Genomic DNA, 8,845 nt, shown 5'->3' on the forward strand with positions numbered 1-8,845 from the left:
CCCACGGAGTGCTCTGAGCGACAGGGCAGTCTGTTCCGCGAGATTTTCGAGCAGGCACAAAAAAACCCGCCAATGGCGGGTTTTTTCTGAAAGCTAGGAAGCGAGATCGACTTAGGCGATCTGAACTTCTTCAGCCTGCATGCCTTTCTGGCCGCGGGTAGCGACGAAAGTAACAGCCTGGCCTTCTTTCAGGGTTTTGAAGCCGTCAGCTTGGATGGCTTTGAAGTGCACGAACAGGTCGTCGCCCGACTGAGGGGTGATGAAGCCGTAGCCCTTCTCATCGTTGAACCACTTGACGGTACCGGATTGGCGATTGGACATTTTTCTGTCTCCTTGGACAAAGTTGATGGCGGCCAGGAAAGCCCCGACCGAGACTGAGTGCAAAGGAGCAGAAGGTGTCATGGAGATGGGCCGATCGTAAATCGTGCATCAAACAGATCTTCGGTGTCGCGTGCAGCACAGTGGCGACACCATAACCCACTTTCCCTGACCTGCCAATAACTGGTGAGAGGTTTGTCGTAATTCAGATCGGCGGCGGCTGCAGGCCCCGTCCGGCGGGCATTGCAGTGAGACTGTGGGATGCGACTTTGCCGCGGGCGCCGGGACCGGTAAGATGCGCATCACGATTTTTTTCACCTTGCACTCTCAGGACACACCCGCCATGAGCATCAAATCGGACAAGTGGATTCGCCGCATGGCGCAGGAACACGGCATGATCGAACCGTTCGTCGAGCGCCAGGTGCGCGGCGAGCAGGACAGCCGGGTCATTTCCTTCGGTGTTTCCAGCTACGGCTACGACGTGCGCTGCGCCGACGAATTCAAGGTGTTCACCAACATCAACTCGGCTACTGTCGACCCGAAGAACTTCGACGCCGGCAGCTTCGTCGACATCAAGAGCGACGTCTGCATCATCCCGCCGAACTCCTTCGCCCTGGCCCGCACCGTCGAGTACTTCCGCATCCCGCGCGACGTGCTGACCATCTGCCTGGGCAAGAGCACCTATGCCCGTTGCGGCATCATCGTCAACGTCACCCCGCTCGAGCCTGAGTGGGAAGGCCATGTCACCCTGGAGTTCTCCAACACCACCACGCTGCCGGCGAAGATCTACGCCAACGAAGGCGTGGCGCAGATGCTGTTCCTGCAGTCCGACGAAGAATGCGAAGTCTCGTACAAGGACCGTGGCGGCAAGTACCAGGGCCAGCGCGGCGTCACCCTGCCGCGCACCTGAGCCGACCAACCGCGGGAATTGTTTGCCCGTCCGGCACTCCAACGAGATAGCAGTCCCGGCGCGCACGACGCGTGCCGGCTCTCGTCAGGAGCCGCTCCATGAAACTCGACCCCGCAATCAGCGCCAAGCTGGCGGTCCTGCAGCCGAATCAGGTCGGATTGCTGGCCTGGACGCTGCTGGCGCATCCGCCAATGCACCTGCAGGCCGGTGGCGTACCGCATCAGCCTGACCCTGATACCCCGCAACCGCCAGAGCCCGGCGAGCATCCGCCGATGGAGCCGGGCGAGCCGACCCTGCCCGACGAACCACCGCCAGCCCCCGTGGCCTGACCCGTCCGCAGCGCCGCCTGGTTTTAGCGGCTCAGTTACCCAGCAGGTAGCCGCTGCGGCATACCTGCTCGCCAGCGACATGGGCGATGACCATGCCGGCCGTGGCCATGCGCCGCACGCTACGCGCATACAGCAGCCCTGCCTGGGTGTTGCGCAGCGGGGTGACGCGGTCACTGAGCGGGTCGATGACCTCGGCTATCAGTTGCCCCGCTTCCAGGTACTGCCCGGGTTTGGCATGGAACACCAGCAGGCCGCCCAGCGGCGCAGTGACGGGCTCCACCGCTGCCAGCGGCGTCGCTGGCTGGCGCAGGGCTGGCAGCGGTGCGGGCTGGCCGTCGATCACGCCGCTGTGGGTGAGGAAATCCACAATCGCCTGGCAGTCCTGGGTCGCCAGGGCATGGCTGACATCCGCCTGGCCGCGCAGCTCGATGGTCACCGAGAAGCTGCCCATGGGGATCGGGAAGCGCTTGCCGAAGCGCTGTTGCAATTGCCACCACACCAGGCTGAAGCACTCGTCGAACGACTGCCCGCCCGAGTCGGTGGCCAGCAAACTGGCCTGCACGCCCAGGTAGCGCGCCAGCGGTTCGACCTGAGGCCAGGCCTCCGGGGTGGTGTACAGATGCTCGACGGCTTCGAAGTCGCAGTGCAGGTCGAGCACCATGTCGGCATCGCAGGCCAGGCGCTGAAGGGTCAGGCGCTGGGATTGCAACGGGGTGTGCGCCGGGTGCGCGTCCAGGCCGCGACGCAGGTACTCGCGGATCAGCGCCAGATTGTGCGCAGGGTCGTCATTCAGATGGCCTTCGATCTGGTCGCCGATGCTGTCCGACAAGTCGACGAAGTTGCGGTTGAAGTTCTCGCCGCTCTGCAGCTCGAAGCGCCCCAGCGGGGCGTCCAGCAGCACCTGCTCCAGGCCCACCGGGTTGGCCACCGGTACCAGGATGATCTCGCGCCGTAGCCGGCCGTGCTGTTCCAGCTCCAACAGGCGTTGCTTGAGGTGCCAGGCCACCAGCATGCCCGGCAGTTCGTCGGCATGCAGCGAGGCCTGGATGTACACCTTGCCGCCGCCGCGCGGGCCGAAGTGGAAACTGTGCAGTTGGCGGGCGATGCCGGGCGCGGGGGACAGCAGGTCGTGGGTCGAATGGTGCATGGGGGTCCTGAAGAGGGCGGGCTGCGACCAGGGGCCGGGATGATGGATAGAAGCACAACTTAGCGTGCGGTGCATCATTGCCCGGTTTCGCACAACGATTGCTGGTGCAGCCGGCCCATGGCTCGGAAATGGTGAAGGTGCATTGCCTGTTTACTGGAGGCTCATCTTGGCTGCGCATCAAAAATGTTGCGCAACTGACCATTCTGTAGCACCTTGCTCTTGCGGGACTTGCATGAAATACAGCGAATTCCGTCGGTGGCTGCGTGCTCAAGGCGCCACGTTCGTTCCTGCCAAAGGCAGCCATTTCAAGGTTTACCTCGGCAAACGACAGACGATCTTCCCCGACCATGGCGCCAAGGAAATTGGCGAAGGGCTCAGGAAAAAGATCCTCAAAGACCTTGGGCTAGGCGATTGACCCTGAAACGAGGCAACGACATGAATTTTGATTATCCGGTGATCGTGCATTGTGAAGCAGGCAGCTTCTGGATCAGCTGTCCGGATATTCCAGAAATGGCCAGTGCGGGCGGCACGATGGATGAGGCGTTGTTCGATGCTGTCGATGCCTTGGAGTCGGCGCTTTCGTTATACGTGGATCGGCGTGACGCGATTCCACTGCCTTCGCCACACGGATGCGATCAGGCGGTGGTCAGGTTGCCTGCGTTGACCGCCGCCAAGGCCGCGCTGTGGAACACCATGATTGCGCAGAAAGTGACCAAGACCGAACTGGCTCGGCGACTTGGCGTCAATCGGCCACAAGTGGATCGTCTGGTCAACCTGTTGCATCGCTCGAAGATCGAGCAGGTAGAGCACGCCTTGCATGTGTTGGGCCAGCGTATCGAATTGGCAGTGGTCGCTGCTTGACCGCGCACCAATGAAAAAGCCGCCTGTCCAGGCGGCTTTTTCATGTCTGTCGGCTTACTTCCCCGGCACCAGCGTCAGTCGCTGGCTGCCATAAGCCCGTCCGAAGTTCTGCGGTTGCAGCGGCAAGCTCATGAAGCGCCCCTTGAACCAGGCATCCAGCCCGTCGCTGTAATGGCGGCTCGCCGGGTTGCCGGACTGGCCGCTGCTGGTCAGCAGTTGCAAAGGTTCGGCCTGGCCGAAGTCGACGATCATCCGCGCCGAGGCCGGCAGGCGGGTGTCGAAGTTGCTGCCCCAGGCATAGGGCGTGAGTGCCAGGGTGCTGAAGTCACCGCCGGCAGCCATTGGCGAGTGGCTGAGGCTGTCGCCCAGGCCACGGTAGTTCGGTGCTGGCCAGCGATACTGGTGCAGCTTGCCCCACTGCCAGGCACGGCGGTCGGCGCCGAGCTGGGCGGTGCCGGTATCGATCGCCGCCGCCAGGCTGCGTGCGAGGATGGCCGGTTTGTCTTCCTTCTGTGGCGTGCCACGGTCATCCCAGAACGGGCTGTCCTCGCGGCCCAACAGATGGTCGGCCTGGGCCGAATAGGAGAGCTGGGCATTGCCGACGAACGCTTGCCAGGCCGGGCTCGACTCGGGGCCGAGGTCGTCAAGGAAGGTCTGCCGGGTGACTTCCTGGAGGAACAGCTCATACAGCGCGGCATCGGCCGACACCGGGCTCAGCCGGCCATCGAAGGCCTTGAGCCGGGCCAGGGCGTCGCGGGCCTTGTCGCGCTGGGCGGCGGGCAAGGCGTCGATGGCCTGTTTGAGTGGCAGGGCCATGCCCGGGGCATCGAACATCTGCTTGAGCTTGTCGGCCAGCAGCGTCACCTGGTCGTTCTGCAGGGCCATCAGGCTACGGCTGTCATGGCGGCCGTTGCCCGCCAGTTGGGCCAGGCGCTCGGCGCGTTCAGGGTAGTACCAGCTGCTCGACAGCTGCATGCCGTAGCCCTTGGGCTGGCTGCGCTGGTTGGCATGGCCGATGAAGCCGGCGGCCGGGTCCTGATCGTAAGGGTGGAGCATCGCGTCGGCGTAGCCATCCCAGTCATAGCGCCCGTCCCAGCCCGGCGAGGGCAGCAGCCCCTGGCCGTCGCGGCGGTTGGGGTAGCGGCCACTGACTTGCCAGCCGATGTGCTCGGGTTCGGCGAACACGAAGTTAAGGGCTGCAGCGCCGATTTCACGGGTGCTGTCGAAGGCCCGCTCGATGTTGCTGGCGCGGGTCAGGTCGAACAACGCGTCGAGGCTGCGATCGTCCTTGAGTTGCGGCAGGTGCAAGGCCAAGGCCAGGCTGCCGTGGCCCGGCAGCAGGGTGCCATGGCGGGTGTCATACAGCACTTCGCGTTGCGGGCGCTGGCCACGGACGAAGAAGGTCTCGCTGCGTGCGCGGGCTTGCTGCCATTTGCCGTCGGCCAGGTACGTCAGTTGGCTGCCCTGGCGGCGTACCTGTTCGAGGAACAGGTCCTGGTTGTCGGCCATTACCGCGCTGGCGCTCCACGCTACTTTACCGTTGTAGCCGGCCAGCACGATCGGCAGGCCCGGCAGCGAAAGGCCGGCGACCTGGTATTTACCGGTATGGATCTGCACCGGGCTCAGCGCCCAGGGCGCCCGGCTGTCGCTGGCCAGCAGGCTCTTGCCGCTGCGACTGCGCTGTGGCCCGAGGGCGAGGTTGGACGAGCCGGGGTTGCCGAGCAAACCGAGATCGGCCAGTTGCTGGCCGGCGGCGGCGAGCGAGGCAAGGCCCGGCAGCTGGCTGGCCAGGTTCAAGCCCTTGAGCTTGTCGACTTCGCTTTCGGCCAGGGCTTCGTCGGGCGCGCCGGGTAGCAGCCAGGCCAGTTTATCTGCGCCGACCTTTTGCGCCAGGGTCAGGGCCGAGAGCTCTTCCTGCAGGTTCACCGACTGGCTGAAGGCGTACAGGCTGAAGATCAGCGCCGAGTCCTCCGGCTTCCAGTACTCGGGGCGATAGCCGCTACGGGCCAGTTCGGCCGGCAGCTTGTCGCGGTAGCGGAACAGGTAGGCGTTGACCCCTCGGGCATACACTTCGAAGAAGCGCTTGAGCCGCGGCGAGGCGTCGGCATAGAGCTGGCCGGCGCCCTGCTTGAGGTTGGCGGCGCGCATCAGGCGGTCGATTTCCAGCGCCTCGGGGCCGGCCAGCTCGGCCAGGCGGCCTTGGGCCAGCAGGCGCAGGGTGACCATTTGCTCAATGCGGTCACCGGCATGGATATAGCCCAGGCTGAACAGCGCATCGTGGAAGTTGCTGCTTTCGATCAGCGGCGCACCCATGGCGTTGCGCCGCACCGAAACATTCTGCGCCAGGCCCTTGAGCGGCTGGACGCCGGTGGTCGGCGGTACGCTGTCCTGCATGCCGCCCATCTGGCAGCCAGTCAGCGCAAGCATGCCGAGCATCGCGGCGGCGCTGCCGAAGCGGGGGCGGAAGGGAGGAAGGACGGGCGCGGCCATGACTAGGCTCCTGCAGGGCGTGGCGGGGTTTGGAAAGGCGCTAAGGTAGTGAGCGCGCAGTCGCCGTGCAAGGTGCGGGGGCGCTTTATTTACGAACGGCTTGCCGCCGGCTGCAAGCCTCAAGAAAAAGCCGGCATTGCACCGGCCCGTTTTATCTTGCGGCTTGCAGCTTGGCGCTCAGGGCTGCTTCAAGCGCCGTGGCACTTCTTGAATTTCTTCTCGCTGCCGCATGGGCACGGGTCGTTGCGACCGACGTCCTTCAGGGCATTGCGCACCGGCTCCTGGTGGCCGTGGTTGCAGTGCGGGCCATGCACATGGCCGTGGTCGTGATCGTGATGATGGTCGTGACCGTGGTTGCAGTCGGGGCCATGAACATGGGGTTGCTGGGTCATTGCGGGATTACTCCGGTAGAAAATCGCCGGGCATTATCTCACCACTGCGCGACAAGTGCAGGTCCCGGGGGATGATCAGCCCGGTGGCCAGGTCGCCTTGCAGCCGGTAGTGCAATGGCTGTTGGCTCCTGAGCAGTTTCGCCAGGGGCTTGAGGTGCTGCCAGAGGTTGGTCCGCGCGGTGATCTTGAAAGTGCGCCGGGCATGAGCGCCAACGCTGCGCCAGAGGCTGACATCCTCTTCGGCCAGCAGGATGTCACCCAGGTGTACCGCGTAGTGCAGGTTGCGAATGAACAGCCGGCTGTCGTTGGGGTTGATGACCTGCAGGTGCAGCACGAATTCTTGCTGGTGCAGGCGCATCCTGACCTTTTCCACCTTCATCAGGTGCACCTCTGGCTGGCGCCAGCTGTCGTCGCCCCAGCTGGCGCAGCCCGCCAACCCGCTCAGCAGTAAAGCCAGCAGCATCAGGCGGACGAGGGCGCGCATGTTCAGTTACCGAAATAGCTGGCGCAGCATTTCTTGAATTTCTGCCCGCTGGCGCAGGGGCAGGGATCATTGCGCCCGACTTTCAGTTCCACGGTCGGGTCGATGAAGTACCAGCGCCCGGCCTGCTGAACGAAGGCCGAGCGTTCGCGGTGCTGGTGATCGCCTTGGCCGTCATGCCAGCGTGCGGTGAAGGTGACGAAGGCATGCTCGGGTTGCCCGCCGAGCACCTCGGCGTTTTCCACCTCGAGCCCCAGCCAGGTGCTCTGCGCGCTCCAGGCCGCCATGCCGGCGCGGTCCAGGCCGGCCTGCTGGGCCGGCAGCGTGGTGCCGACCAGGTAATCCATCAGCCCCAGCACGTAGGCGCTGTAGCGCGAGCGCATCAGCGTCTGCGCATCCGGTGCCGGGGTGCCGGCGTGATAATGCCCACAGCAGGCATCGAGCAGGTTGCCGCTGCCGCAAGGGCAGACCGAGACACTCATCGAGTCACCACCAGTACTTGCCGAAATTTTGTGGATTGGCCCAGAACTTCGCATTAAGCCAGTCCGGCACCTGTTTGTAGTCATGCAGATCATAGGTGAACAGGCTGAGCACCTGTTCGTCGCGTTGGAATTTCTCGCTGGCCGACAGCGCCAGCGAGAAAAAATCGGTGTCGTGCCAGCCGCAGGCGCCCAGGTCTGCGAGTACCGCGACCTTGCTGGCATTGAGGTTGCGAATGCCGCCAAGCAGCTCCAGGCCACTGCGTTTGGGCAGGTGTTCAAGGCAGTCCACCAGCAACGCCAGGTCGAAGCGCTGGGCGGCCAGGCCGGCTGGCAATGGGCCGGGTGAGGCGACTTCTATGAGGGTATCCGGGTGCTCCGCGGCGAAGGCGTCCAGGGCCGGGAAGCGCGTGCCCACCAGCAGCAGCTTGTGTGGCGTGAAGCGCTCGAGCAGGGCGGCCAGGGCCTGCTGTGGCGTGCGTTGTGAGAAAGCGTCGGTCATTGCCATTCCTCGTTCAGGTCGCTCAAGACTAACGGCCCCGGCCCGCCTGGCATAGAGGCACGGCGCCACGTCGTGGCTTATTGCTGGCAGAGCGAGAAACAGCAGTCTTTACTTCCAGAGCATCGGTTTTGCACCGATTCCCCTAGGAGAAGCAACAAGATGAGCATAGTACGCACAGCGATACCCCTGGTCCTGCTCACCAGTGTGTTGACTGGTTGTGCAGGTTTGCAAAAAACCGACTGGCCGAAGTGTGCTGCCGTCGGGGGTGTAGGCGGCGCGGCCTTGGGCGCCATCGAGAGTTCCAGCTGGGCTGGCTGGGGTGCATTGCTCGGTGGCGGCCTGGCGGCCGGTTATTGCTGGGCCCACGGCGATGGCGACGAAGACGGCGATGGTGTGCCGGACAGCCGGGACAAGTGCCCAGGCACGCCGCGCGGGGTTCAGGTCGATGCCAACGGCTGCCCGCCACCACCCCCAGTGGTCGAGGAGGTCGTGGTACAGAAGGAAGAAGTCATCGTCATCCGTGATGTGCGCTTCGAGTTCGACTCGGCACGCCTCACCGCCACCGACAAGGAGCGCCTCAATACCATTGCCACGCGCCTCAAGCAGGAGGCCCCGAGCGCCCGCCTGAGCGTTACCGGCCATACCGACAGCGTCGGTTCCGACCGCTACAACCAGAAGCTTTCCGAGCGCCGTGCCCATTCGGTGACCGATTATCTGGTCGAACAAGGCGTACCGCGCAGCAGCTTCGTTTCGGTCGTGGGGGCCGGCGAGACCCAACCTGTGGCTGACAACGCCACGGCTGACGGGCGCGCCATGAACCGCCGTACCGAGATCAAGATCCAGCGTTGACGGCCCTGCGCCCGTGCCTTGAGAAGTGGCGCGGGCGCGTCTTTACTCCTGGGGGACCGGTAGCGGCCGGTGACACAGGAGCATTCA

General features: G+C 64.3%; 12 protein-coding genes. 5 read left to right on the top strand and 7 right to left on the bottom strand.

All coding sequences use genetic code 11. The features are described 5' to 3' along the window. Positions 1 to 111 precede the first annotated feature (111 nt). Positions 112 to 321, bottom strand: a complete 210-nt coding sequence (locus EJA05_RS05975; RefSeq protein WP_016488765.1) for a cold-shock protein — start codon at positions 319 to 321, stop codon at positions 112 to 114. 340 nt (positions 322 to 661) lie between these two features. Between EJA05_RS05975 and dcd the strand changes: the two genes are divergently transcribed. Both dcd and EJA05_RS05985 read left to right on the top strand, forming a co-directional pair. Continuing rightward, positions 662 to 1,228 (top strand): dCTP deaminase, encoded by a 567-nt coding sequence (gene dcd / locus EJA05_RS05980; protein ID WP_003258001.1) that lies wholly within the window; start codon positions 662 to 664, stop codon positions 1,226 to 1,228. A 98-nt stretch (positions 1,229 to 1,326) separates the two neighbouring features. Continuing rightward, entirely contained in the window at positions 1,327 to 1,557 is a 231-nt protein-coding gene (locus tag EJA05_RS05985; protein WP_110995504.1) for a hypothetical protein, read from the top strand. A gap of 31 nt (positions 1,558 to 1,588) precedes the next feature. On the opposite strand, the gene EJA05_RS05990 is transcribed toward EJA05_RS05985, so the two are convergent. Continuing rightward, on the bottom strand, positions 1,589 to 2,704 hold the full coding sequence (locus EJA05_RS05990) for a succinylglutamate desuccinylase/aspartoacylase family protein (protein WP_125857636.1): 1,116 nt from the start codon (positions 2,702 to 2,704) through the stop codon (positions 1,589 to 1,591). Positions 2,705 to 2,936: 232 nt separating this feature from the next. Here EJA05_RS05990 and EJA05_RS05995 point away from each other — a divergent pair, with 232 nt between their 5' ends. Next, entirely contained in the window at positions 2,937 to 3,119 is a 183-nt protein-coding gene (locus EJA05_RS05995; RefSeq protein WP_125857637.1) for a type II toxin-antitoxin system HicA family toxin, read from the top strand. A gap of 20 nt (positions 3,120 to 3,139) precedes the next feature. After that, entirely contained in the window at positions 3,140 to 3,565 is a 426-nt protein-coding gene (locus tag EJA05_RS06000) for a type II toxin-antitoxin system HicB family antitoxin (protein WP_125857638.1), read from the top strand. A 54-nt stretch (positions 3,566 to 3,619) separates the two neighbouring features. On the opposite strand, the gene EJA05_RS06005 is transcribed toward EJA05_RS06000, so the two are convergent. The 5 genes from EJA05_RS06005 to EJA05_RS06025 all read right to left on the bottom strand — a co-directional run bounded on the left by EJA05_RS06005 (position 3,620) and on the right by EJA05_RS06025 (position 7,909). Beyond that, positions 3,620 to 6,055 carry a penicillin acylase family protein gene (locus EJA05_RS06005; protein WP_125857639.1) on the bottom strand — a complete coding sequence of 812 codons (2,436 nt, stop codon included), beginning with the start codon at positions 6,053 to 6,055 and terminating at the stop codon, positions 3,620 to 3,622. A 188-nt stretch (positions 6,056 to 6,243) separates the two neighbouring features. Beyond that, the gene (locus EJA05_RS06010) at positions 6,244 to 6,447 is read right to left on the bottom strand and encodes an SEC-C metal-binding domain-containing protein (protein WP_012313055.1); all 204 of its coding nucleotides are present in this window, start codon (positions 6,445 to 6,447) and stop codon (positions 6,244 to 6,246) included. A 7-nt stretch (positions 6,448 to 6,454) separates the two neighbouring features. Then, the gene (locus tag EJA05_RS06015; RefSeq protein ID WP_125857640.1) at positions 6,455 to 6,931 is read right to left on the bottom strand and encodes an LEA type 2 family protein; all 477 of its coding nucleotides are present in this window, start codon (positions 6,929 to 6,931) and stop codon (positions 6,455 to 6,457) included. A 2-nt stretch (positions 6,932 to 6,933) separates the two neighbouring features. After that, on the bottom strand, positions 6,934 to 7,410 hold the full coding sequence (locus EJA05_RS06020) for a YchJ family protein (protein ID WP_125857641.1): 477 nt from the start codon (positions 7,408 to 7,410) through the stop codon (positions 6,934 to 6,936). Between the two features lie 4 nt (positions 7,411 to 7,414). Further along, positions 7,415 to 7,909 carry a DUF6231 family protein gene (locus tag EJA05_RS06025; RefSeq protein ID WP_125462869.1) on the bottom strand — a complete coding sequence of 165 codons (495 nt, stop codon included), beginning with the start codon at positions 7,907 to 7,909 and terminating at the stop codon, positions 7,415 to 7,417. 159 nt (positions 7,910 to 8,068) lie between these two features. Here EJA05_RS06025 and EJA05_RS06030 point away from each other — a divergent pair, with 159 nt between their 5' ends. Further along, on the top strand, positions 8,069 to 8,758 hold the full coding sequence (locus EJA05_RS06030) for an OmpA family protein (protein WP_110995510.1): 690 nt from the start codon (positions 8,069 to 8,071) through the stop codon (positions 8,756 to 8,758). The last annotated feature ends 87 nt before the right edge of the window (positions 8,759 to 8,845 follow it).

This window comes from Pseudomonas oryziphila, assembly GCF_003940825.1.
Lineage (GTDB): Bacteria > Pseudomonadota > Gammaproteobacteria > Pseudomonadales > Pseudomonadaceae > Aquipseudomonas > Aquipseudomonas sichuanensis.

Excerpts from the sequence above, each read along its gene's own strand:
- EJA05_RS05975 (WP_016488765.1), bottom strand. The coding sequence starts at position 321 with ATGTCCAATCGCCAATCCGGTACCGTCAAGTGGTTCAACGATGAGAAG.
- dcd (WP_003258001.1), top strand. The coding sequence starts at position 662 with ATGAGCATCAAATCGGACAAGTGGATTCGCCGCATGGCGCAGGAACAC.
- EJA05_RS05985 (WP_110995504.1), top strand. The coding sequence starts at position 1,327 with ATGAAACTCGACCCCGCAATCAGCGCCAAGCTGGCGGTCCTGCAGCCG.
- EJA05_RS05990 (WP_125857636.1), bottom strand. The coding sequence starts at position 2,704 with ATGCACCATTCGACCCACGACCTGCTGTCCCCCGCGCCCGGCATCGCC.
- EJA05_RS05995 (WP_125857637.1), top strand. The coding sequence starts at position 2,937 with ATGAAATACAGCGAATTCCGTCGGTGGCTGCGTGCTCAAGGCGCCACG.
- EJA05_RS06000 (WP_125857638.1), top strand. The coding sequence starts at position 3,140 with ATGAATTTTGATTATCCGGTGATCGTGCATTGTGAAGCAGGCAGCTTC.
- EJA05_RS06005 (WP_125857639.1), bottom strand. The coding sequence starts at position 6,055 with ATGGCCGCGCCCGTCCTTCCTCCCTTCCGCCCCCGCTTCGGCAGCGCC.
- EJA05_RS06010 (WP_012313055.1), bottom strand. The coding sequence starts at position 6,447 with ATGACCCAGCAACCCCATGTTCATGGCCCCGACTGCAACCACGGTCAC.
- EJA05_RS06015 (WP_125857640.1), bottom strand. The coding sequence starts at position 6,931 with ATGCGCGCCCTCGTCCGCCTGATGCTGCTGGCTTTACTGCTGAGCGGG.
- EJA05_RS06020 (WP_125857641.1), bottom strand. The coding sequence starts at position 7,410 with ATGAGTGTCTCGGTCTGCCCTTGCGGCAGCGGCAACCTGCTCGATGCC.
- EJA05_RS06025 (WP_125462869.1), bottom strand. The coding sequence starts at position 7,909 with ATGACCGACGCTTTCTCACAACGCACGCCACAGCAGGCCCTGGCCGCC.
- EJA05_RS06030 (WP_110995510.1), top strand. The coding sequence starts at position 8,069 with ATGAGCATAGTACGCACAGCGATACCCCTGGTCCTGCTCACCAGTGTG.